Source organism: Pimelobacter simplex, from assembly GCF_024662235.1.
Lineage (GTDB): Bacteria > Actinomycetota > Actinomycetes > Propionibacteriales > Nocardioidaceae > Nocardioides.
Window position 1 is genome coordinate 627,616 of the sequence record NZ_CP096276.1, and the last position, 21,108, is coordinate 648,723.

The window sequence follows — 21,108 nt, forward strand, 5'->3', positions numbered from 1 at the left end:
ACCGTACGCCGGGCGCCCACCCGGTCCGCGCCGCCCGGCAGCGCCGCTCGGCGGCGGCCACGCCCTAGGCGTCGACCAGGCCCAGCCCGATCGCGACGGCGACGGCCTCGACCCGGGTGGTGACGCCCATCTTGGTCAGGATGTGCTCGACGTGGGTGCCGACGGTGCTGCGGGAGAGCACGAGCTCGGCGCCGATCTGGGGGTTGGTGCGGCCGCGGGCGAGGAGGGCGAGGATCTCGCGCTCGCGCGGGGTGAGGCCGAGGGCGGAGGCGTGGGCGGTCGTGGCGGCGAGGTCGGTGAGGGCCTGGGCGAGGCTGGTGAGGACGGCGCGGGCGTTGGGCGGGACGTAGGGCTCGGGGAGGCTGAGGTGGGCGATCCCGACGGCCTGGCCGTCGGTGCCGCGCAGTGCCATCGAGGTGCCCTCGGCGAAGCCGCACGGGCGGAGCACCTCGCGGGCGACGGTGTCCTCGGCGAAGCCGGTGATGTCCTCCCAGAAGTACGCCTTGCCGGGCTGGGTCAGCAGCCGCCGGACGAGGGGGTGGGCGGCGAAGTCGCCGAAGATGAAGTCGACCACCTCGGGCCGGTAGCCGGTCTGGACGAGGGGGCGCATCCGTCCGGTGTGCGCGTCGCGGTAGCCCAGCACCCACGCGGTGAACGGCACGGCCGCGCTCGCCAGCTCGAGGAGCTGGCGGGCGCGGCGCGACGTCGACGGGTAGGCGTCGACCGGCACGGCTGAGGTCACCGCACCAGTATCGGTCAGCGGCAGGCGGGCGGACAGTGCTGCGCCCACGGCGCCCGCTCCTCCAGTACGGCGGCCGCGCGCAGCAGCAGCGCGTCCTGGTGCAGCCCGGTGGCGAGCTGGAGCCCGACCGGGCAGCCGTCGGGGGTGAACCCGGCGGGCACCGACATCGCCGGGGTGGTCAGCAGGTTGAAGGGGTAGGTCAGGAACCAGCCGAGCAGCTGCTCGCGCAGCGGGCGCCCGGCGAGGTGGTCGGGCGCGAACTGGCCGTGGGGGAACGCCGGGGTCGCCACCGTCGGGGAGACGAGGACGTCGTAGCGCCCGAGGAAGCGGGCGAAGGCGTCCCACATGACGCCGCGGGCGGCGTCCGCACGGCCGATGTCGACGCCGGTCAGCCGCTCGCCCTCGGCGATGAGCTCGATCAGCTCGTCGTCGACCTCGCCGCGCAGCGAGGCCCAGTCGAGCAGGTCGTGCTCGGAGGCGAAGCCCGGCACCCAGATCCCGTTCCACATGGCCGTCTGCGGGTCGGCGCCGCCCCAGTCGGGGGTGGCCTCCTCGACGATCGCGCCCGCGGCGGCGAGCGCCTCGACCGCGGTGCGGCAGAGCTTCTCGATCTCGGGGTCCACGGCGATGCCGAGGCCGAGGTCGCTCGACCACGCGACGCGGACGCCGGTGAGGTCGCGGTCCGCGATGGCGGCGGTGAAGTCGACCCGGTCCGGAAGGCTCAGCGGGTCGCGCGGGTCGGGTCCGCTGACCACGTCGAGCATGAGCGCGGCGTCGGCGACGGTGCGCGTGATCGGGCCGTGGTAGGCCCAGGAGTAGAAGCGTCCCGGGAGGATCGTCTGGGGGATCCGGCCGGTCGAGGGCTTCACCCCGACGACGCCGCACAGCGAGGCCGGGATGCGGACCGAGCCGCCGCCGTCGCTGGCCTCCGCGAGCGGCCCGAGGCCGGCCGCGACGGCCGCACCGGCGCCGCCCGACGAGCCGCCGGCGGTGTGCCCGGGACGCCACGGGTTGTGGGTCGCGCCGAACAGGTGGTTGTCGGTCGCGCCCTTGTAGCCCGACTCCGGGGTGTTGGTCTTGCCGAGGAACAGCCCGCCCGCGGCGGTCAGCCGCTCGACGATCACTGCGTCGTGGTCGGCGATGTTGTCGCGCAGGGGCTTCATGCCGAAGGTCAGCGGGACGCCGGCGACCGCGGTGAGGTCCTTGATCGTGAACGGTACGCCGTGCAGCGGGCCGGTCGCCGCGCCCGCGTCCTGGGCCGCGTCGAGGGCCGCCGCGTCCCGGCGTACCTGCTCCGGGTCGAACCACACCAGCGCGTTGACGGCGGGGTTGATCCGCTCCACGCGCTCGATCATCGCCTCCGCGATGTCGGCGACGCGCAGCCGCCGGCTGCGGACCGCCGCGGCGATCTCGGTCGCGCTCAGCCACCCGATCTCGTCGGTGGGGGTGGGCGTCAGGTCGGTCATCTCGGCTCCTCTGCTCGGTGGGTTCCGCGCACCGTAGGGCGGCGGGAGGAGCGAGCGGATCGGGCAGATGACCGACTTCGGCCCGGGAGTGCCCGGCGCTAGGGGCGCACCGTCAGCGTCTGCGCGATCGTGCCGAGGGGGCCGGTCTCGTCGTGCATCTTCGAGCTGGTGACCCCGATCCCGCCGGGGCCGTAGGACTGGGTGGTGTCGAGCCCGAGCCAGCCCTCGGCGGGGGTGCGCAGGAAGTGCGCGGTGAGGTCGAGGTTGGGGAAGGCCACCTTGGCCGGGTCGGTGCGGACCGCGATGCCGTTGGTGACGTCGACCAGCCCGGCGACCGCGGCGAGCCGGCTGACCGGCTCGTCGGCGACGAGCGGGTGGGCGGTGCGCACCCAGACCATCGAGCGGCCGGGGCCGAGCTCCTTGCGGCGGACCTCGATCGAGGCGATGAACCCGCCGGCCCACAGCCCCGCCATGTCCCACGGCTGCAGCTCGTCGGGGCCGGGGATCGAGGGCAGGTCGGTGCCGGCGAGCGGGGAGGTGTCGTAGGGCTCCACCAGCCACGCCCGCAGGACGACGACCGCGCGGCCGCCGTGGCGGGCGGTCGCCTGGACCAGCTCGATCGTGCGGCCCGGGCGCAGCACCTCGACCTCGACCTCGATCGCCTCGATCGGGACGGTGCCGAGGATGTCGTAGGAGAGCCGGCTGACCACGAGGCCGTCGGAGCGCCGTGCGTCGCGGTCGCGCTCGATCTCGTGGGCCAGGACGCCGAGCGCCGGCGCGATGTGCTGGGTCGCGAGGTCCCAGGCGCCGCCGACGTGCTCGGTGGGGGTGAAGGTGTGCGGGGCGGTGCGCTGCCAGTAGGCCATCACTCCATTGTCCCGCGCGGCCGGGGACGCGGCGTACCCCCTATCGGAGGGGAGCCGGTCGACCCGGCTTCACCTGCGCCTCGGCCGGACGCCACCTGGGGCTGATCGGCTGCGGGCATGACCTCTCGGAACCACCCCCTGCTCGGGCGCGCCCTCCTGGCCGCCACCGCCACCGCCGCCGTCGCCGCGCTCGCGCTCGGTACGGCGGCCGTCCCGGCCCACGCGGACCGGGACCGGCCCGACCGGCCCGGCCGCCCCGACCGGCACCCGACCGCCGAGCCGCTCGTGATCGCCCACCGGGGCGCCTCCGGCTACCGCCCCGAGCACACGCTCGCGGCGTACCGGCTCGCCATCGCCCAGGGCGCCGACTACGTCGAGCCCGACCTGGTCTCCACCAAGGACGGCGTCCTCGTCGCCCGCCACGAGAACGAGATCAGCGGCACCACCGACGTCGCCGCGCACGCCGAGTTCGCCGGGCGCCGGACCACCAAGGTGATCGACGGCGTCCGGGTCACCGGCTGGTTCACCGAGGACTTCACCCTCGCCGAGCTCAAGACCCTGCGCGCCAAGGAGCGGCTGCCGCAGGTGCGCCCGGGCAACACCCGCTACGACGGCCGCTTCGAGATCCCCACGCTCGACGAGGTGATTCGCCTGGTCAAGCGCGCGTCCGGCCGGTCTGGGCGCGCGATCGGGATCGCGCCGGAGACCAAGCACCCGACGTACTTCGCCTCGATCGGGCTCGCGCTCGAGGAGCCGCTCGTGCGCACCCTGCGCCGCAGCGGCCTGGACCGCCCGAACGCGAAGGTCGTCATCCAGTCCTTCGAGACCGGCAACCTGCGCCGGCTCGACCGGATGACGCGGGTGCCGCTGGCCCAGCTCGTCGACGCCTCCGGGCCGCTTGCGCTGGTGACCCCCGCGGGCCTGGCCGACATCGCGACGTACGCCGACTGGGTGGCGCCGGCCAAGAACCTGATCCTGCCGCCCGACAGCACCGGCGCCATCGGCACGCCGAGCCCGCTGGTCCGCGACGCGCACCGGGCCGGGCTCAAGGTGGTCACCTGGACGATGCGCCGGGAGAACCAGTTCCTGCCGGCCAACCACCGGATCGGCACCGACCCGACCGCCCCCGGCGACCTGGCGGGGGAGATCCGCCGGTTCCTCGATGCGGGCGTCGACGCGCTGTTCTCCGACCAGCCCGACATCGCGGTCGACACCCGGGACGCCTGGGTGGGGGAGCGGCGCCCGCTCGCCGGGTGAGTCGTCGCCCCGTCAATCGACGATTCGCGCACGCTTCCCCGGTCTGCCTTGACCCCTCATCTGCAGATGGGCATTCTTGAATGGTGATCTCTTAGGGGGGATTACCGGCGGCCTCGGCCGCCAAACGGGGGTTCCCGGCCGGCTCGCCGGATCGGCGTTCCCGACGGCCCTCCGGGGCGGGCTCGCTCCCGCTCCGGAGAGCACGATCCGGACGCCCGCTGGGTTTCCTGGACGGGGCCGGTTCCGACAGCGTCGGGGCCGGCCCCGTCACCCGTACGCTCTGGCCATGGCCGACTGCGTCTTCTGCACGATCATCGCGGGTGGGGCGGAGGCGGATGTCGTCCTCGACGAGCCCGATCTGCTCGCCTTCCTCGACCGGCGACCGGTGTTCAAGGGACACGTCCTGCTCGTCCCGCGCGAGCACGTCCCGACCCTGCCGGACCTGCCGGCCGCCCAGCGCGACGGCTTCCTCGCGGCCGCGCAGCGCCTCGCCACGGCCGTCGTCGCGGGCCTGGGCGCCCAGGGCAGCTTCGTGGCGATGAACAACGTCGTGAGCCAGTCCGTGCCGCACCTGCACCTGCACGTGGTGCCGCGGACCAAGGGCGACGGCCTGCGCGGCTTCTTCTGGCCCCGCACGAAGTACGCCGCCGGCGAGTCCGCGGACTACGCCGCCCGCCTGCGCACCGCGCTGGAGGCCTCGTGAGCACCCACTTCGTCGGCATCGACCTGGCCTGGGGCGAGCGCCGGCCGAGCGGCCTCGCGGTGCTCGACACCGAGGGCACCCTGGTCGCGGTCGCCGCGGTGCGCACCGACGACGAGATCGTCGCCGCCCTGGCGCCGTACGTCGAGGGGGACTGCCTGGTCGCGATCGACGCGCCCATCGTGGTGCCGAACGCCACCGGGAACCGGCCCGCGGAGGCCGCGCTCAACAAGGACTTCGCGCGCTTCGACGCCGGCGCCCACCCGTCCAACACCGGCCAGCCGGAGTTCCGCGACCAGCCCCGCGCCGCGCGGGTGGCGGCCCGGCTCGGGCTCGACATCAACCCGCGCTCGCGGCGCCCGCGGCGGGCGATCGAGGTCTACCCCCATCCGGCGACCGTCGCGCTCTTCCGGCTCGGCCGCACCCTGAAGTACAAGGACAAGCCCGGCCGCGACCTGGAGCAGCTGCGCGCCCAGCTGCTCGTCCTGCTCGGCCTGGTCGAGGGGCTCGAGCACGCCGAGCTCCCGCTGCACGTCACCGGGCTCGCGGCCTGGCAGGGGCTGCGCACCGCGGCCGAGACCGCCGAGCGCAAGAGCGAGCTGCGCGTCGTCGAGGACCAGGTCGACGCGGTGGTGTGCGCCTACATCGGGCTGTTCGCCGAGCGTCGTCCCGAGCGCACCACGACCTACGGCGACCTGGCGACCGGCTACATCATCACGCCCACGCTGCCCGACGACCTCGAGCCGACCCCGCGACCGCGGCGCGGCTCGGAGGCGCCGCTCGACGTGGGCTCCGCGGTCCGCCGCTACGCCGAGATGCAGCCCGGCCTGCTCGCCGTGACCGACGGCTTCGTCCGGCTGGTGACCTCGATCCTCGACGAGGCGGGCATCAACTACCTGACCGTCACCGGGCGCACCAAGTCGGTCTCCTCGTTCGCGCTCAAGGCCGCCAAGACCGTCGACGGCCTGCCGATGTTCGCCGACCCGCTGCACGAGATCACCGACCAGATCGGCGTGCGCGTGATCACCTACGTCCACAGCGACGTCCAGGCCGTCGTCGACCTGCTCGACGACCAGGTCGTCGTCCACGACGACCGGGACCTGGGCCAGGAGACCGCCAGCGAGGGCCGCTTCGGCTACGCCAGCCGGCACTTGCTCGTCGGTCTCGACCCCACCCGCGAGGGCGAGGGCGGGCTGCTCCAGGGACACCGCGCGGCGCTCCAGATCCGCACCGTGCTGCAGCACGCGTGGGCCGAGTTCGAGCACGACGTCCGCTACAAGGGCGCCGTGCCGCCCGAGCACGCCCACGAGCTCGACCGCCGCTTCACCCTGGCGGCGGGGCTCCTCGAGCTCGCCGACCGTGAGTTCTCGACGATCCGCGACCTCCTGCGCGACGCCCCGGCCGAGCCGGTGGTGGCGGCCGAGGCCGGCGAGGACGACCCGCGGATCAGCCCGCGCGAGCTCGCCGCCTACCTCGCCGGCCAGTACGCCGACGCCGGCTGGTCGCGCACCGAGCACTACGGCTGGATCTCGGCCCTCCTGCTCGAGCTCGGCATCACCTCGCTCGGCGCCCTCGGCGCGACCCTGCGCTCGGTCGACGACGACGCCCTGCGCGAGCGGATGGACTACCGCTACCCGCCGGGCGCCGTACGGCGGCTCGACGACGCGCTGCTGTGGGTCCACGGCGACCGGTACGTCGAGCTGCGCGGCAACGAGCACCGCGCTCCCGCGCTGCGGGCCCGGCTGGCCAAGATGCGCGACGAGGACTGAGCACGCGCTTAGCGCTGCGGATGGACGCCGTAGGCTGCGACCGATCGAACTTGGACCGAGCCGAAAGAGCTGAGGTAAGCAGATGGGTCGTTTCGACGGGCGGGTCGCCGTCATCACCGGTGCCGCGCGGGGGATCGGGTTCGGTACCGCCACGCGCTATGCGGAGGAGGGTGCCTCGGTCGCGATCGTGGACCTCGACGAGGCCGCTGCGGCCGAGGCGGCGGCGAGGCTGCCGCTGGTCGGGGGCGCGAAGGCCGTGGGGATCGGTGCGAACGTCGCCGACGGTGCGTCGGTCGAGGCTGCTGTCGAGCGGGTGGTGGCCGAGCTGGGTGGGATCCACGTGCTGGTCAACAACGCCGGGATCACCCGCGACAACCTGTTGTTCAAGATGACCGAGGACGACTGGGACCTGGTGATGGGGGTGCACCTGAAGGGTGCGTTCTTGATGACCAAGGCCGCTCAGAAGCACTTCGTGGAGCAGAAGTACGGCAAGGTCGTGAACATCTCCTCGATCTCGGCGCTGGGCAACCGTGGCCAGGCCAACTACTCGGCCGCGAAGATGGGGATCCAGGGATTCACCCGGACCCTGGGTATCGAGCTGGGCCCGTTCGGGATCAACGTCAACGCGGTCGCGCCCGGTTTCATCGCGACCGAGATGACCGATGCCACCGCGGCTCGTCTGAAGATGGACGTCGAGGAGTTCCGGCGGCTCAACGCGGAGGCGAACCCGGTGCGCCGGGTGGGTCATCCTGAGGACATCGCGGCGGCGGTGACGTTCTTGTCCAGTGACGAGGCGTCCTACATCACCGGCCAGACCGTCTATGTCGACGGCGGCATCTCGCTCGGCACCTGAGCCGCGCGCACCCCGCAAGGCAACGCCTGAGGAGCCGCTCCCGCGACACGCGGGGGCGGCTCCGTCGTCCCGGCCGCGGGTGAGGAACACTTGCCGGGTGCGCCTTTCCACCCTCCGTACCGCCCGTACCGCCGTGCCCGCCACCCTCGTCGCGCTGAGCCTCGTGCTCGCCGGCTGCGGGGGAGACGACAGCAAGAAGCCCGAGGCGGACAAGTCGTCGGTCGCCCCCGTGCCGGAGGAGCCGGCCACCTGGCCGCTGACCGGCCTGGAGGCCAAGGAGGGCCAGTCGGTCGAGCTCGACCACCCGGTCGTGGTCACCAAGATCGACAACTCCACCGCCAGCTCGCCGCAGATCGGCCTGAGCAAGGCCGACCTCGTCGTCGAGGAGCTGGTCGAGGGCGGGATCACCCGCCTCGCGGCGTTCTACTACTCCCAGCTGCCGGCCAACATCGGCCCGGTCCGCTCGATGCGGGCCAGCGACATCGGCATCGTCTCCCCGGCCAAGGGCGTGATCGCGACCAGCGGTGCGGCCGGCCAGACGATCAGCCGGGTCCAGGGCGCCAAGATCAAGTTCTTCCAGGAGGGCGGCCCCGGCTTCTACCGCGACAACAGCCGCCGCGCGCCGTACAACCTGTTCACCGACCTCAAGAAGGTCGCCAAGGCGGCCGAGGACGGCAAGGCCGAGCGTCCGGCCGACTATCTGCCGTGGGGCACCGAGGCCGACTTCACCAACGGTCAGCCGGCCGGCACGATCCAGGCCGACTTCGGCAGCCACACCACGAGCTGGCAGTTCCAGGGCGGCAAGTACGTCAACAGCAACTCCAACGCCGCCCAGGGCGACCGCTTCCAGCCCGACACCGTCCTGGTGATCCGGGTCAAGATCACCGACGCGGGCTACACCGACCCGGCCGGCAACTTCGTGCCGGAGAGCCACTTCGTGGGCAAGGGCAAGGCCCAGCTCTTCCACAACGGCCAGGTCGTCGAGGGCACCTGGGCCAAGGACAAGCTCGCCTCCGCGGTGACGCTCGCCGCCGCCGACGGTACGCCGCTCAAGGTCCCGGCCGGCAAGGTCTGGATCGAGCTCGTCCCGGTCGACGCCAACAACGGATCGGTCACGTTCGGCAAGTGACCTGCTGACGGCTGACGCCGCCGGGCCCTACTCGGGCTCGGCGGCGTCGTCGTTCTCGGCGTCCGCGTCAGCGGACTCCTCGAAGGCGCTGGGCATCTCGATGCCCTGCTCGACCAGGCTCTGCACGCCGGCGAGCAGGAAGCCGATCGCGTGCTCGACCCGGCGGGCCGCGGCCTCGGGGTCGGTCGCGGTGGCGACGGACTCACCGGCCGAGGACATCGCGCCGAAGAAGATCCGGGAGAAGGTCTGCAGCATCTCCTCGTCGAGCTGCCACGAGCCGGCGTCGAGCGTGGCGCGGACGATCTCGACGATATTGGCGAACGTCGAGCGCTCCTCCTGCTCGCGGTAGCGCTCGTAGCCGAGCACCGCCGGACCGTCCTGGATCACGATGCGCCGGTAGCGCGACTCCTGGACGACGTCGAGGAACGAGCGCAGGCCGCGCAGCGCCTTGAGCCAGGGGTCCTTCTCGGCGCGCAGCGCCTTCTGGATCCGCTTGGACGACTCCTGCTCGACCCGCTCGAAGACCGACTCGAAGAGCGCCTGCTTGCCCGAGAAGTGGTGGTAGAGCGCGCCCTTGGTCACCCGCGCGCCGGAGACGATGGCGTCGAGGGAGGTCGCGGCGTAGCCCTTCTCGGCGAAGAGGCCCTCGGCGACGTCGACCAGGGCCCGCTTGGTCGAGGCCGAGTACGCCGCACGGCGCGACGCCCCCGGCACCCCGGGGACCTTGGGGACGAGTTTCGAGACCGATGCCTTCGCCACCGGGCCAGCATAGGTGTGGCGCCGCGTCGCGAGTGACACCGGTCACGGGCGACGGTCACGACCGGGGTGGGCGGGATCACGGTGTCGTGCCGTTTGGCATACCCCTGGTCTGCGCCATACTCGTAGTACGTACCAGCGGTATGTCGGATACCCCGAGTTCCGGAGCCGCCGCACGAGAAGCAAGGAGCTGACCATGACCTGGAAGGCCTTTCACAGCCGGGGCGAGACCCTCCGCTCCGTCATCGCGACCTCGGCCGTCCGTCGGGACGGCCTGCTGCCCATGGACGTCGACGGCGTCTCCGTGGGCTTCCGCGACGAGCTCGACCTGCTCGCCGCCCTCACGCTGAAGTGGCACACCCGCCTCTCCGGCCAGATCGAGCGGATGCTCGCGCACCAGCCGATGGACCTCGACGAGGCCGTCGCCATCGCGTGGAGCAACACCGCCCACGAGCTGCCCGGCGTGCGGATGATCATCGACCACTACCGCGCCCAGCCCGTCGACGCGGCGATGGCCACGGCCATGGCCGCCGCACGGTTCAAGGAGCACCACCTGCTCGCCGTCATGGCCGGCCGGACCAGCCTCGGCGACGAGGCGTCCGACCGGATCGGCGGCGAGATCGAGGAGCGGGCCCGCCTGCTGCACCGGGGCACCCCGATGATCACGCCCGACGCGGCGTACGCCGAGCCCGAGGTGCGCGGGTCGCTGCTCGAGCGGCTGCGCGCGGTCGTCGCCGCCTGACATCCTCCCTAGAGTGCGGCCCCGGGCCCGACGCGAGCTCCCTCCCATCGCTCGCGCGGGTCCGGGGTCGCCTGCTTCGCGCCCCCGGTCGCTGGGGGATGATGGAGCCATGTCGAGTGACCTCGCCGCCGGGCAGCTGCTGCTCGCCGCGCCCGAGCTGCTCGACCCGAACTTCGCCGACACCGTCGTGCTGCTGCTCGACGTGAACGACGACGGCGCGCTCGGCGTCGTCCTCAACCGGCCGACCGCGCTGCCCGTCTCCGAGGTGCTGGGCGACTGGGGTGACGTCGTCGAGGAGCCTGAGGTGCTCTTCCAGGGCGGACCCGTCGCGACCGACGGCGCGCTCGCCGTCGCCCTGGCTGTGCCGGGCGGGGAGCAGGCGGCCGGCTTCCAGCCGCTGTGGGAGCGGATCGGCCTGCTCGACCTCGACACCCCGCGCGAGCTCGTCGAGGGCACGGTCGACCGGCTCCGCATCTTCGCCGGGTACGCCGGCTGGGGCGCCGGTCAGCTCCAGGCCGAGATCGCCGAGGGCAGCTGGTACGTCGTCCCCGGCCTCGCCGACGACGTCTTCCTCGGCGACACCCGCGACCTGCGCCGCCGGGTGCTGCGCCGCCAGCCCGGCGACCTCGCGCTGCACGCGACCCGGCCGGCCGACCCCGAGCTCAACTGAGCGGGCCGGCGCCGGTGACGGACGTCGCATGCCAAGAAGTTGAGACATTGATGTCTCACGTGAGACTCTTGTGTCTCAACCTCAGGAGGAACCATGTCCACCCGCGACACGGTGCTGGTCGCCGCCCAGCGCCTGCTCACGACCGACCCGACCGCGTCGATGGCCCAGATCGCCACCGCGGCCGGGGTCGGGCGCGCGACCGTGCACCGGCACTTCGCCAGCCGTGAGGACCTGCTGCACGAGATCGGGCTCCGCTCGCTCGACCGCTGGGAGGAGAGCCAGCGCGAGGCCGGCCTGGCCGAGGTCGTCGCCGGGGGAGACCCGGACCGGATCCGGGCCTGCCTGGAGGACCTCCTCGACCGCTTCGTGGTCGATGCCGACGAGATCGGCATCGCCCTGACCGACACCACGGTGCTCAACGCGCCGGACCTGCGCGAGCGGGCCGACACGCTGTTCGCCCAGGAGGTCACCCTCTACGCCGCCGCGCAGGCCGCCGGCGTGCTGCGCGCCGACGTCCCCGCGCGCTGGCTGGGGCACTCCGTCTACGGCCTGCTCATCGCCGTGCGCGACGCACTCGTCAGCGGCGACATCGCCCGGCGCGACGCCGAGGCGCTCGTCCGGTCCACGTTCCTCGAGGGAGGTGCGGCGCGATGACCCCGCCGATCCCGGCCGACGCCACGGCCGCGACGCTCACCGAGCGCCAGAGCCGCCTGCGGTGGGGCGGCCTGGCCGTCCTCGCCGCGAGCCTGCTCGTCGTCGTGATGGACATGACCGTCCTCAACGTCGCGCTGCCCGACCTGACCGAGGACCTCCACGCGGGCGGGCTCGCCCAGCTGTGGATCGTCGACGTCTACTCGCTGGTCCTGGCCGGCCTGCTCGTGCCGCTCGCGGCCGTGGCCGACCGCTGGGGCCGGCGCCGGATGCTGCTCACCGGCTTCGTGATCTTCGCCCTCGCCTCGCTCGGCGCGCTCGTCGCGCAGAGCCCGGGCGACGTCATCGTCGTGCGCGCCGTGCTCGGCATCGGCGGCGCGATGATCATGCCGGCCACGCTGTCGCTGATCCGCGCGCTCTTCCCCGACGCCCGTGAGCGGGCCTTCGCGCTCGGCCTGTGGGCGGCCACCGCCGCCGTCGGCGGCGCGGTCGGCCCGATCGTCGGCGGCGCGCTGCTGAGCGCGTTCAGCTGGCACGCGGCCTTCCTGGTCAACGTGCCGCTCATGGTCGTGGCGTTCGTCGCCGGCCTCCTGCTGCTCCCCGAGAGCCGCTCCGAGCGGCCCGGCCGGGTCGACGCGATCGGCGTCCTGCTCTCGGTCGGCGGCATGGTCGGTGCGGTCTACGGCATCAAGCACCTCGGCAAGGGCGACGTGGACGCCGTGACGATCCTCGTCCTCGTGGCCGGCGCCGCGCTGCTCGCCACCTTCGTGCGGCGCTGCCTGGGCCAGGACCAGCCGATGCTCGCCGTCCGGCTCTTCGCCAACCCGGTCTTCCGGGCCGGCGTGGTGACCGCGCTGGTGAGCAGCACCGTCACCATGGCGCTGCTGTTCGTCGGCTCGCAGTGGCTGCAGCTGGTCCAGGGCTGGACCCCGCTCGTCGCGGGCGTCGCGCTGCTCCCGATGGCGCTCGGCGGCCTGGTCGGCCCGCCGCTTGCCCCGGCGCTCGCCGCCCGGATCGGTGCCCGCACCGTGATCGTGGCCGGCCTGGTGGTGCTCGCCGGCGGCCTGCTCACGCTGTGGCTGCTGCCCCGCCCGATGCCGTACGCCGGCGTCGCCGTGGCGCTGCTCCTCGTCGGCTTCGGCTCGGCCGCCCTCGGTCTGGCCTCCGCGCTCATCATGGGCGCCGCGCCGGCCCACCAGGCCGGTTCGGCCGCCGCGGTCGAGGAGATGTCCTACGAGGTCGGCGGCGTGCTCGGCATCGCCGTGCTCGGCAGCATCGCGGGTCTCGTCTACCGCCAGGGGCTCCCGTCCGGGGCGGGCCACGAGGCGCAGGAGTCGCTCACCGGCGCGCTCGGCACCGCGGTCGAGCCGGCGGCCCTGGCGTCGTACACCGACGCCTTCGGGGCGGTGGGTCTGGTCGGCGGCGTGGTCACCCTGGTGATCGCGTTCCTGGTCTGGCGCCAGCTCCCGAAGGACGTCGATGTCTCCGGAGGGCACTGACGGCCATTAGACTGCGGGCGTGACCACGATCGGCTTCTCGACAGAAACGGATGTCCGCGAGGACCGCCGTACCGTCCCGACCGACGAGGGCGACCACGAGCGTTTCTCTCACTACGTCGACAAGGACAAGCTGACCGAGGCCATGGTCATGGGCACGCCCGTGGTCGCGCTCTGCGGCAAGGTCTGGGTGCCGAGCCGGGCGCCGGAGAAGTTCCCGGTGTGCCCGGATTGCAAGGAGATCTGGGAGAGCATCCCGCACGGCGACGACGGGTCCGGTTCCGACGAATGAGCTCGCTCGGTCCGGCTTGGCCGGAGCGGGCAGCCTGGGGCACGGCGCCGTCGCTGCGTGCCTGGCAGTCTGCCGCTCTCGACGACTACCTCTCGCGCAACCCGCGTGACTTCCTCGCCGTGGCGACCCCCGGCGCGGGCAAGACGACGTTCGCGCTCACCGTGGCCGCCGAGCTGCTGGGGCGCCGCGTCGTCGACCGGCTGATCATCGTCGCGCCCACCGAGCACCTCAAGATGCAGTGGGCCGAGGCGGCGGCGCGGGCGGGCATCCCGATCGACCCGACCTACTCGGCCGGCTCGGGCAAGATCTCCAGCGACTACGTCGGCGTCGCGGTCACCTACGCAGGTGTCGGGGTCAACCCGCTGGCGCTGCGGATCCGCACCGAGCGGTTCCGCACCCTGGTCATCCTCGACGAGATCCACCACGCGGGCGACTCGCTCAACTGGGGCGAGGGCGTGCGCGAGGCCTTCGAGCCGGCCGCGCGCCGCCTGGCGCTGACCGGTACGCCGTTCCGCTCCGACATCAACCCGATCCCGTTCGTCAGCTACGCCCCCGGCGAGGGCGGCTTCCCGACGTCGGTCGCCGACTACACCTACGGCTACGCCGAGGCGCTGGCCGACCACGTGGTCCGGCCGGTGCTCTTCCTGGCCTACTCCGGCCAGATGAGCTGGCGCACCCGCGCGGGCGACGAGGTCGCCGCGTCGCTGGGCGAGCCGCTCACCAAGGACATGACCTCCCAGGCGCTGCGCACCGCGCTCGACCCCCAGGGCTCGTGGATGCCCTCGGTGCTCGAGGCGGCCGACAAGCGGCTCTCCGAGGTACGCCGGCACATCCCCGACGCGGGCGGCCTGGTGATCGCCTCCGACCAGGACAGCGCCCGCGCCTACGCCAAGCTGCTCAAGTCGATCAGCGGCGAGTCGGCGACCGTCGTGCTCTCCGACGAGAAGGCGTCGTCGAAGAAGATCTCCGCGTTCAGCGAGGCCGACTCGCGCTGGATGGTCGCGGTCCGGATGGTCTCCGAGGGCGTCGACGTCCCGCGCCTCGCGGTCGGCGTGTGGGCCACCACGACCTCGACCCCGCTGTTCTTCGCCCAGGCCGTCGGCCGGTTCGTGCGCGCGCGCAAGCGCGGCGAGATCGCCTCGGTGTTCCTGCCGTCGGTGCCGAACCTGCTCTCGTTCGCCTCCGAGCTCGAGGCCCAGCGCGACCACGTCCTCAAGCGCAAGGTCAGCGACGACGGCGACATCTTCGCCGCCGAGGACGACCTGCTGGCCCAGGCCAATGCGGCCGAGGGTGCCTCCGAGGAGCTCGAGCTGGGGCCCTTCGAGGCGCTCGGCTCCGAGGCCCGCTTCGACCACGCGCTCTACGACGGCGCGCAGTTCGGCCACGAGGGCGAGGTGCACGTCGGCTCCGAGGAGGAGATGGACTTCCTCGGCATCCCCGGCCTGCTCGAGCCCGACCAGGTCAGCGCCCTGCTCCAGCAGCGCCAGGCCGACCGCCGTCGTACGCGTTCGGGGCCGGCGGCCGAGGAGCGCCCGGCCGACACCGTCGCCGAGGTGACCACCCACGAGCAGCTCGGGCTGCTGCGCCGCGAGCTCAACGGCCTGGTCGGCTCGTGGAACCACCGGACCGGCCAGGCGCACGGCATCACCCACGCCGCGCTGCGCAAGGAGTGCGGGGGCCCGGCGGCCGCGGTCGCCAATGCCGAGCAGCTCCAGAAGCGGATCGACCGGATCCGGGAGTGGTCGGTCCGCAAGACCTCCTAGGCCCCGGCGGGGCTCAGCCCTCGAACGGGCGTACGCCCGGCCCCGGCCGGGTCGCGACCTGGCGCGGGTCGGCGAGGTGGTGGCCGGCCGCGCAGCGGACCTCGACGTGCACCTCCTCGGCGCACTCCTCGTCGCGGTGCACGAAGACCGTCGGCGGGCCGCCGGGGTCGGCCAGGTGCCGGTCGCCCCAGTGGCTGATCGCGAGCAGGACGGGCTGGAGCTCGAGGCCCATCGCGGTGAGCCGGTACTCGTGCCGGGTGCGCGCGCCGTCGGCGCGGTAGGGGACCTTGCGCAGGATGCCCTGGTCCACCAGTGCCGCGAGCCGGTTGGTGAGCACCTGGCGGGGGATGCCCGCGTGCCGGCGGATGTCGTCGAAGCGGCGTACGCCGAGGAAGACCTCGCGCAGCACGACCACGGTCCACCGCTCGCCGAGGATCGCCATCGCCCGGCCGAGGGTGCAGTTGTCGACCGACCACGCCATCGCGGCCGGGGCGCTCGGCTCGGTCCCGGTGGTGCTCATCGGGCCAGCATAGAGCGATCTAGGTCTCGTTGACAGACCCAGCATCGGACTGATCTGATGGCGCCATGACTGAGTCCGTGATCCAGACCCAGGTGAACCCCGCCGAGCTCGACGGGCTCGCCCAGCTCCAGGCCATGCGCGACGGGCTGATCCCCGCGGCTCCGATCGCCGAGACGCTCGGCTTCGCCGGCTTCGACGTCCCCGAGCGGGGGACCGCGATCTTCGAGCTCGACCCCGAGCTGCGCCACTACAACCCCATCGGCAGCGTCCACGGCGGCGTCTACGCCACGCTGCTCGACTCCGCCTGCGGGTGCGCGGTGCACTCCACGCTCGCGGTGGGCGAGGGCTACACCTCGCTCGACCTGACCGTGAAGTTCCTGCGCGCCGTCACTGTCGACTCGGGCCGGCTGCGGGCCGTGGGGACCGTGCTCCAGCGCGGCCGCCGTACGGCGCTCGCCGAGGCCAAGCTGTACGACGGGAGCGGCAAGCTCGTCGCCTACGCGTCCAGCAGCTGCATGATCTTCAGCTGAGCGGCCAGGTCGGGTCGACCTGGCGGACGACCGAGGCGCCCGGCTCGTCCGGCCGCTCGGCGAAGTAGCGGGTGCCGAGCTCGGCCATCCGCAGGAAGAGCGGGTCCTCCACCATCGTCGCCATCTCGTCGGCGGTGAGGCCGACCTCCGCGTCCGGGCCGACCGCCTGCAGGCCCCACTCGAGGAAGAAGTTGTCGCCGACCACGAGCACGCCGGCGCCGTGGCTGCCCTGGCCCGGGGTGTCGGACTGGTCGCCCCCGACCGTGTACTCCCGGTCGGCGAGGTAGTCGAGCTCGCTCGCGATGGTGCCGTCGACGCAGTCGGTGACGTCCCAGCGGAAGTCGGCCTCGGCTGCGACCTGGCGCAACCCGGCGCAACCGCTCGTGCCGGGCTGGTCGGCGCGCGGCCCCTCGTAGCCGCCGATGGACAGCCAGGAGTCGAACCGCGGCGTGCCCGCGGTCGTGCGCAGCAACGGGGCCGAGCCGGGCTCGCGGGTCAGGGTGACCCCGCCGAAGCGACGCGGCAGCAGAGCGTCCCAGGTCGCCGCGAAGGCGTCGAGCCAGGCCTGCTCCGTGATCCGCGGGCTCGCCATCGCTCGCGCGACGGCCTCCTCGGCAGTGGCACGCCGCGGGTCGCCGCCGGGGTGCTCGCTCCGGGGAGCGGGATCGGCCGCGGCGTCCGGCGCGGCGGAGGGCTCCCGGGCGACGGCGGCGTACCCGACCCCGGCCACGACGGCGACGGCCGCCGTCACCGCGGCGACGCGAAGCGTGCGGCGGCGACGCACCCGCCGTTGCCCGGCGGCGCGGGCGCGGCCCACGCCATCGGTTATCGGGGCGAGCGTGGACAGCTCCTCGTCGATCGCGGAGCGGAGCTCCTCGGTGGTCGGGCTCATGGTGCGTCCTCCTGGCTGGTGGGTACGACGGCGACCCGCTCGGCGAAGCTGTCGCCGAGTGCGTCCCGCAGCTTGGCGAGTCCCCGGCTGGCGCTGGACTTCACGTTGCCGGTGCTGGTGCCGAGCAGGGCTGCGGTCTGCTCGACGCTGAGGTCCTCCCAGTAGCGGAGCACGACCACGGCGCGCATCCGCGCCGGCAGCGTGCCGAGCGCCTCGACCACGGTCAGCGTGCGGGCCGGGTCGTGGTCCGGCCCGGCGCCGTCGCCGAGCCGGTGCAGGGCCCGCTCGCGGTCCCGGCGCCGTGCGGTGCGCCAGTGCTCGCGGAGCATCGTGCGCCGGGCGTACGGCGCCGGGTCCTCGACGCGCGGCCACGCGACGTACAGGGCGGTCAGCGTCGTCTGGACCAGGTCCTCGGCGGCGGCGCGGTCACCGCACAGCAGGTAGGCCTGGCGGAACAGGCGTTGCTGGTCCGTGCCCGCGAACGCGGTGAAGCCGTCGCGATCGTTCCTGCCGAGCATGGGTCTCCTTGTCGCCGTCGGTTCTCATCATGGTCTGAGCCACGAGCGGCGCACGAGGTTGCTCGGCGGGGCGAAGCAGGATCAGGCGAGGTCGCCGAGCGCCTCGGCCTCCGCCTCCTCGGGCGAGTGCGCCGCCGGGGCGGCGTCCCCGTGCAGGGCGGTGTGGACCGTGCGCGCTCCGGCGACCATGACCACCACGCCGACGGCGACGGCGATCCCGCCGAACCAGAACGGCGCGGCCGAGCCCTGGTGCTCGGCGAGCTTGAGGGCGACGTAGGGGCCGACGGCGCCGCCGGTGAACCGCACGAACGAGTACGCCGCGGAGGCGACCGGGCGCTCGACGGGAGCGGCGCCCATGACGGCCTCGGTGACGAGGGTGTTGATCACGCCGAGGAAGGCGCCGGCGACGATGATGCCGACGGTGACGACGCCGGCGTGCGCGGCGCCGAGGGCCATGACGAGCAGGTCGGCGGCGAACAGGGTCAGGGCGCCGATGAGGGCGGGGACGGTGCCGATCCGGCGCTGGATCCACGGGGCGAGGGCGACGGAGGCGACGGCCAGCAGGATGCCCCAGCCGAAGAAGATCCAGCCGATCTGCATGATCCCGGCCTCGGGCAGCGCGAACGGGCCGGCCGCCAGGAGCGAGAAGAAGCCCAGGTTGTAGCAGACCGCGACCGCGGCGATGACGGCCAGCGCGGGGTAGGCGAGGGCGCGGAACGGGTCCGCCAGCGTCGTCCGACGCGGGGCCGGCGGGGTCGCGGGCAGGAAGATCGCGGTGGCCACCAGGGCGATGGTCATGAGCACCGAGACGCCGAAGAAGGGCCCGCGCCAGGAGTGCTCGCCGAGCAGGCCGCCGACGAGGGGGCCGGACGCGATGCCGAGGCCGAGCGCGGCCTCGAACAGGATGATCGCCTGGGCCAGCGAGCCCTTCGAGGCGCTGACGATCGTGGAGAGCGCGGTCGCGATGAAGAGCGCGTTGCCCAGGCCCCAGCCCGCGCGGAAGCCGATCACGGCGCCGACCGAGCCGGACATGCCGGCCAGCCCGGCGAAGACGATGATGAGGACCAGGCCGGTGAGCAGGGTCTTCTTGGCGCCGATCCGGGTGGAGACGACGCCGGTGACGAGCATCGCGACGCCCATCACGGCCATGTAGCTGGTGAAGAGCAGCGACACCTGGCTGGGCGTGGCCTCGAGCCTGGCCGCGATCTCCTTGAGGATCGGGTCGACCAGGCCGATGCCCATGAAGGCGATGACGCAGGCGAAGGCGACCGCCCACACCGCACGCGGCTGGCGCAGGAACGAGCCGGAGGTGGTGTCGGGGTCGGCGTGGAGGGTGGTCACGAGATTCCTTCCGAGGAGGGTTCGACGACGGCCTGGAGCACGGCCACGGCGGTCGCGAGGTCGTCGAGGGAGAGGTCGGTACGCCGCGCGAGGCGCTCGGTGACGAGTGCGGCGCTGAGTCGGCGGATGCGCCGCAGCTCGGCGCGGCCGGCGTCGGTGAGGTCGACCAGGCTGCTGCGGGCGTCGGTGGGGTGGGGCGTCTTGGTCACCCAGTCGGTCTCGACGAGCTGGCGGACCTGGCCGGTCATCGTCGGCTGGGAGCAGCGGTCGACCTGGGCCAGCGCGGTGATCCCGAGCGGGCCGAGCTCGTCGAGGATCGAGAGCACCCGGGAGCCGGCGCTGGGCGCGTGCTCGCGCCGGACCAGGCGGACCAGGCGGGCGGCGTAGACGGAGAGGTCGCTGCTGAGGCCGTCGGTGTCGGGGTTGCTCACGTCCAGCCAATTTACATTGGAAACCTATGCATGTCACGTGTCGGTGGCGCACGCCACACTGGTGCCCATGCCGACCTACGTCGCCTTCCTGCGCGCCATCAACCTCGGACCGAACCGCAAGTTCGCCAAGGCCGACATCGTCGCGGCCACCGAGGCGGCCGGCGGGACCGGCGTGCTGACCCACATCAACACCGGCAACGTCCGGCTCACGACGTCGCTGCGCTCGCGGGCCAAGGTCGAGGCGGCGCTCGAGGCGGCGTACGCCGAGCGCCAGGGCTTCGAGGTCCCCACCATCGTCTACACGCCCGCCGAGCTCGTCGCGATCGCCGACGACGCGCGCGAGCTGACGGCGGCGCGCACCGACCTCGAGCGCCACTACGTCTACCTGCTCAAGGACGAGCCGGACCCCGCGCTCGTCGCCGAGATCGAGGCGCGCAGCGACGACGTCAACGCGGTCGTGGTCCGCGGCCGCGCGGCACACCTGCTGCTGGGCCCGGGCTACGAGGCCGGCGGCGTCGACCCCTACAAGACCGAGAAGGCGCTGCGCGTGGTGGCGACCAACCGCAACTTCAACGTGGTCACCACGCTGGCCGACAAGTGGTGCTCCTAGGGCGTGGCTCTCCCCTCAGCGTCTGCTGCGCGGCGTTTGCGACTCGATCTGGCTGCGTTGTCGAACACTCGACGGGCCTCCGGCCCGCCTTCGGTCCTCCGCCTTGCCAGATCGGCCGCAAATGCCGCTCGAACAACGCTGAGGGGAGAGCCACGCCCTAGCCGCGCCGACGCCCTGTGCGACGATGGGGCCGTGACGACCGCGAGCCCGGAGAAGGTCGATCCGGGAGTCCAGAAGGACCTCGCCCCGGACGACATCACGCTCGCCGACACCCCCTGGGTGACGGTGGTGTGGAACGACCCCGTGAACCTGATGTCCTACGTGACGTTCGTCTTCCAGAAGCACTTCGGCTACGGCAAGAAGAAGGCCGAGAAGCTCATGATGGAGGTGCACGAGGACGGCAAGTCCGTCGTCAGCAGCGGCACCCGCGAGGAGATGGAGCGCGACGTGCAGGCGATGCACGAGTACGGCCTGTGGGCGACGTTGTCGAAGGCGGAGTGAGCGCGGCGTGACCTCTGGATTCGTCCGGCACCGCCGGAGCAAGCGCGTCATCGCGACGTTCTCGGCGTTCGAGGCCGACCTGCTGCGCTCGCTGGCCGCCCAGCTCGTCGAGCTCCTCCACGACGAGTCGGCCGTCGCGCCCGTCGAGCGCGACCCGCTGGAGCAGCTGCTCGACTTCTCCGGCCCGACGACCGAGCCCGAGGACCCGGTGCTGCGCCGGCTGTTCCCCAACGCCTACCGCGGCGACGACGACGCGGCGGCCGAGTTCCGCCGGTTCACCGAGGGCGATCTGCGCAACGGCAAGGCGCGTGCCGCGGGCAGCATCATCGACGTCCTCGACGAGGCCGGCCTGCCGCCGGAGCCCACCGACGAGGACCTGACCATCGACGTCGAGCTCGACCAGGAGACCGCGCTGGTCTGGATGCGGTCGTTCACCGACCTGCGCCTGGCGCTGGGCACGCGGCTCCAGGTCGAGGACGGCGACGAGGACTACTGGTACGCGCTGCCCGACGACGACCCGCGCGCTCAGGCGCACCACATCTACGAGTGGTTGGGCTTCCTGCAGGAGACGCTGGTCGGCTCGCTGTCCTGAGCCGCGGCCCGTGCCGTCCTG

General features: G+C 73.1%; 24 protein-coding genes. 15 read left to right on the plus strand and 9 right to left on the minus strand.

The features are described 5' to 3' along the window. Positions 1 to 64 precede the first annotated feature (64 nt). The 3 genes from M0M48_RS02865 to M0M48_RS02875 form a co-directional block, all read right to left on the minus strand. On the minus strand, positions 65 to 790 hold the full coding sequence (locus M0M48_RS02865; protein ID WP_257754328.1) for a response regulator transcription factor: 726 nt from the start codon (positions 788 to 790) through the stop codon (positions 65 to 67). Then, positions 757 to 2,208: an amidase gene (locus tag M0M48_RS02870; RefSeq protein WP_257754329.1), complete on the minus strand. Its 1,452-nt coding sequence runs from the start codon at positions 2,206 to 2,208 to the stop codon at positions 757 to 759. The genes M0M48_RS02865 and M0M48_RS02870 overlap by 34 nt, the downstream gene beginning before the upstream one ends. Positions 2,209 to 2,306: 98 nt before the next feature. Next, positions 2,307 to 3,074: a thioesterase family protein gene (locus M0M48_RS02875; RefSeq protein WP_215816419.1), complete on the minus strand. Its 768-nt coding sequence runs from the start codon at positions 3,072 to 3,074 to the stop codon at positions 2,307 to 2,309. 117 nt (positions 3,075 to 3,191) lie between these two features. On the opposite strand from M0M48_RS02875, the gene M0M48_RS02880 reads away from it, so the two are divergent. The 5 genes from M0M48_RS02880 (at position 3,192) to M0M48_RS02900 (ending at position 8,782) form a co-directional block, all read left to right on the plus strand. Continuing rightward, positions 3,192 to 4,331 (plus strand): glycerophosphodiester phosphodiesterase, encoded by a 1,140-nt coding sequence (locus M0M48_RS02880; protein WP_257754330.1) that lies wholly within the window; start codon positions 3,192 to 3,194, stop codon positions 4,329 to 4,331. Positions 4,332 to 4,617: 286 nt separating this feature from the next. Continuing rightward, the gene (locus tag M0M48_RS02885) at positions 4,618 to 5,034 is read left to right on the plus strand and encodes an HIT family protein (protein ID WP_215816417.1); all 417 of its coding nucleotides are present in this window, start codon (positions 4,618 to 4,620) and stop codon (positions 5,032 to 5,034) included. Continuing rightward, on the plus strand, positions 5,031 to 6,800 hold the full coding sequence (locus M0M48_RS02890) for a DUF429 domain-containing protein (protein ID WP_215816416.1): 1,770 nt from the start codon (positions 5,031 to 5,033) through the stop codon (positions 6,798 to 6,800). Before M0M48_RS02885 ends, M0M48_RS02890 begins: the two co-directional genes overlap by 4 nt. Before the next feature lie 82 nt (positions 6,801 to 6,882). Next, a complete protein-coding gene (locus M0M48_RS02895) occupies positions 6,883 to 7,653 on the plus strand; it encodes an SDR family NAD(P)-dependent oxidoreductase (RefSeq protein WP_215812124.1) in 771 nt (256 codons plus the stop codon). Positions 7,654 to 7,750: 97 nt separating this feature from the next. After that, the gene (locus tag M0M48_RS02900; protein ID WP_257754331.1) at positions 7,751 to 8,782 is read left to right on the plus strand and encodes a DUF3048 domain-containing protein; all 1,032 of its coding nucleotides are present in this window, start codon (positions 7,751 to 7,753) and stop codon (positions 8,780 to 8,782) included. A gap of 27 nt (positions 8,783 to 8,809) precedes the next feature. On the opposite strand, the gene M0M48_RS02905 is transcribed toward M0M48_RS02900, so the two are convergent. Then, a complete protein-coding gene (locus M0M48_RS02905) occupies positions 8,810 to 9,541 on the minus strand; it encodes a TetR/AcrR family transcriptional regulator (RefSeq protein WP_257754332.1) in 732 nt (243 codons plus the stop codon). A 193-nt stretch (positions 9,542 to 9,734) separates the two neighbouring features. On the opposite strand from M0M48_RS02905, the gene M0M48_RS02910 reads away from it, so the two are divergent. The 6 genes from M0M48_RS02910 to M0M48_RS02935 all read left to right on the plus strand — a co-directional run bounded on the left by M0M48_RS02910 (position 9,735) and on the right by M0M48_RS02935 (position 15,152). Next, positions 9,735 to 10,280 carry a hypothetical protein gene (locus M0M48_RS02910; RefSeq protein WP_215816411.1) on the plus strand — a complete coding sequence of 182 codons (546 nt, stop codon included), beginning with the start codon at positions 9,735 to 9,737 and terminating at the stop codon, positions 10,278 to 10,280. 109 nt (positions 10,281 to 10,389) lie between these two features. Continuing rightward, a complete protein-coding gene (locus tag M0M48_RS02915) occupies positions 10,390 to 10,950 on the plus strand; it encodes a YqgE/AlgH family protein (protein ID WP_215816410.1) in 561 nt (186 codons plus the stop codon). 93 nt (positions 10,951 to 11,043) lie between these two features. Then, positions 11,044 to 11,604 (plus strand): TetR/AcrR family transcriptional regulator, encoded by a 561-nt coding sequence (locus M0M48_RS02920; RefSeq protein ID WP_215816409.1) that lies wholly within the window; start codon positions 11,044 to 11,046, stop codon positions 11,602 to 11,604. After that, positions 11,601 to 13,100 carry an MFS transporter gene (locus M0M48_RS02925; protein WP_257754333.1) on the plus strand — a complete coding sequence of 500 codons (1,500 nt, stop codon included), beginning with the start codon at positions 11,601 to 11,603 and terminating at the stop codon, positions 13,098 to 13,100. Before M0M48_RS02920 ends, M0M48_RS02925 begins: the two co-directional genes overlap by 4 nt. A gap of 28 nt (positions 13,101 to 13,128) precedes the next feature. After that, positions 13,129 to 13,389, plus strand: a complete 261-nt coding sequence (locus M0M48_RS02930) for a DUF3039 domain-containing protein (RefSeq protein ID WP_215816655.1) — start codon at positions 13,129 to 13,131, stop codon at positions 13,387 to 13,389. After that, on the plus strand, positions 13,386 to 15,152 hold the full coding sequence (locus M0M48_RS02935) for a DEAD/DEAH box helicase (RefSeq protein WP_257754334.1): 1,767 nt from the start codon (positions 13,386 to 13,388) through the stop codon (positions 15,150 to 15,152). Before M0M48_RS02930 ends, M0M48_RS02935 begins: the two co-directional genes overlap by 4 nt. A gap of 13 nt (positions 15,153 to 15,165) precedes the next feature. Here M0M48_RS02935 and M0M48_RS02940 read toward each other — a convergent pair whose 3' ends face one another. Then, positions 15,166 to 15,672 (minus strand): winged helix-turn-helix transcriptional regulator, encoded by a 507-nt coding sequence (locus tag M0M48_RS02940; RefSeq protein WP_257754335.1) that lies wholly within the window; start codon positions 15,670 to 15,672, stop codon positions 15,166 to 15,168. A gap of 65 nt (positions 15,673 to 15,737) precedes the next feature. Here M0M48_RS02940 and M0M48_RS02945 point away from each other — a divergent pair, with 65 nt between their 5' ends. Then, entirely contained in the window at positions 15,738 to 16,202 is a 465-nt protein-coding gene (locus M0M48_RS02945) for a PaaI family thioesterase (protein ID WP_257754336.1), read from the plus strand. Here M0M48_RS02945 and M0M48_RS02950 read toward each other — a convergent pair. The 4 genes from M0M48_RS02950 to M0M48_RS02965 all read right to left on the minus strand — a co-directional run bounded on the left by M0M48_RS02950 (position 16,195) and on the right by M0M48_RS02965 (position 19,384). Next, the gene (locus tag M0M48_RS02950; protein ID WP_257754337.1) at positions 16,195 to 17,094 is read right to left on the minus strand and encodes a hypothetical protein; all 900 of its coding nucleotides are present in this window, start codon (positions 17,092 to 17,094) and stop codon (positions 16,195 to 16,197) included. The two genes, M0M48_RS02945 and M0M48_RS02950, sit on opposite strands and share 8 nt — an antisense overlap. Next, positions 17,091 to 17,612 (minus strand): SigE family RNA polymerase sigma factor, encoded by a 522-nt coding sequence (locus tag M0M48_RS02955; protein WP_257754338.1) that lies wholly within the window; start codon positions 17,610 to 17,612, stop codon positions 17,091 to 17,093. Before M0M48_RS02955 ends, M0M48_RS02950 begins: the two co-directional genes overlap by 4 nt. 81 nt (positions 17,613 to 17,693) lie before the next feature. Beyond that, a complete protein-coding gene (locus M0M48_RS02960) occupies positions 17,694 to 18,953 on the minus strand; it encodes an MFS transporter (protein WP_257754339.1) in 1,260 nt (419 codons plus the stop codon). Further along, entirely contained in the window at positions 18,950 to 19,384 is a 435-nt protein-coding gene (locus M0M48_RS02965; RefSeq protein WP_257754340.1) for a MarR family winged helix-turn-helix transcriptional regulator, read from the minus strand. Before M0M48_RS02965 ends, M0M48_RS02960 begins: the two co-directional genes overlap by 4 nt. A gap of 67 nt (positions 19,385 to 19,451) precedes the next feature. Between M0M48_RS02965 and M0M48_RS02970 the strand changes: the two genes are divergently transcribed. From M0M48_RS02970 to M0M48_RS02980, 3 genes are all read left to right on the plus strand, one after another. Next, positions 19,452 to 19,994: a DUF1697 domain-containing protein gene (locus M0M48_RS02970; RefSeq protein ID WP_252373717.1), complete on the plus strand. Its 543-nt coding sequence runs from the start codon at positions 19,452 to 19,454 to the stop codon at positions 19,992 to 19,994. Positions 19,995 to 20,186: 192 nt separating this feature from the next. After that, on the plus strand, positions 20,187 to 20,495 hold the full coding sequence (clpS, locus tag M0M48_RS02975; protein ID WP_038677635.1) for an ATP-dependent Clp protease adapter ClpS: 309 nt from the start codon (positions 20,187 to 20,189) through the stop codon (positions 20,493 to 20,495). A 7-nt stretch (positions 20,496 to 20,502) separates the two neighbouring features. Continuing rightward, positions 20,503 to 21,087, plus strand: a complete 585-nt coding sequence (locus tag M0M48_RS02980; protein WP_257754341.1) for a DUF2017 domain-containing protein — start codon at positions 20,503 to 20,505, stop codon at positions 21,085 to 21,087. The last annotated feature ends 21 nt before the right edge of the window (positions 21,088 to 21,108 follow it).

What these genes read in the sequence shown, in the direction of transcription:
- M0M48_RS02920 (WP_215816409.1), top strand. Translation starts at nt 11,044, where the DNA reads ATGTCCACCCGCGACACGGTGCTGGTCGCCGCCCAGCGCCTGCTCACG.
- M0M48_RS02940 (WP_257754335.1), bottom strand. Translation starts at nt 15,672, where the DNA reads ATGAGCACCACCGGGACCGAGCCGAGCGCCCCGGCCGCGATGGCGTGG.
- M0M48_RS02915 (WP_215816410.1), top strand. Translation starts at nt 10,390, where the DNA reads ATGTCGAGTGACCTCGCCGCCGGGCAGCTGCTGCTCGCCGCGCCCGAG.
- M0M48_RS02970 (WP_252373717.1), top strand. Translation starts at nt 19,452, where the DNA reads ATGCCGACCTACGTCGCCTTCCTGCGCGCCATCAACCTCGGACCGAAC.
- M0M48_RS02880 (WP_257754330.1), top strand. Translation starts at nt 3,192, where the DNA reads ATGACCTCTCGGAACCACCCCCTGCTCGGGCGCGCCCTCCTGGCCGCC.
- M0M48_RS02955 (WP_257754338.1), bottom strand. Translation starts at nt 17,612, where the DNA reads ATGCTCGGCAGGAACGATCGCGACGGCTTCACCGCGTTCGCGGGCACG.
- M0M48_RS02910 (WP_215816411.1), top strand. Translation starts at nt 9,735, where the DNA reads ATGACCTGGAAGGCCTTTCACAGCCGGGGCGAGACCCTCCGCTCCGTC.
- M0M48_RS02870 (WP_257754329.1), bottom strand. Translation starts at nt 2,208, where the DNA reads ATGACCGACCTGACGCCCACCCCCACCGACGAGATCGGGTGGCTGAGC.
- M0M48_RS02950 (WP_257754337.1), bottom strand. Translation starts at nt 17,094, where the DNA reads ATGAGCCCGACCACCGAGGAGCTCCGCTCCGCGATCGACGAGGAGCTG.
- M0M48_RS02935 (WP_257754334.1), top strand. Translation starts at nt 13,386, where the DNA reads ATGAGCTCGCTCGGTCCGGCTTGGCCGGAGCGGGCAGCCTGGGGCACG.
- M0M48_RS02925 (WP_257754333.1), top strand. Translation starts at nt 11,601, where the DNA reads ATGACCCCGCCGATCCCGGCCGACGCCACGGCCGCGACGCTCACCGAG.
- M0M48_RS02875 (WP_215816419.1), bottom strand. Translation starts at nt 3,074, where the DNA reads ATGGCCTACTGGCAGCGCACCGCCCCGCACACCTTCACCCCCACCGAG.
- M0M48_RS02895 (WP_215812124.1), top strand. Translation starts at nt 6,883, where the DNA reads ATGGGTCGTTTCGACGGGCGGGTCGCCGTCATCACCGGTGCCGCGCGG.
- M0M48_RS02885 (WP_215816417.1), top strand. Translation starts at nt 4,618, where the DNA reads ATGGCCGACTGCGTCTTCTGCACGATCATCGCGGGTGGGGCGGAGGCG.
- M0M48_RS02945 (WP_257754336.1), top strand. Translation starts at nt 15,738, where the DNA reads ATGACTGAGTCCGTGATCCAGACCCAGGTGAACCCCGCCGAGCTCGAC.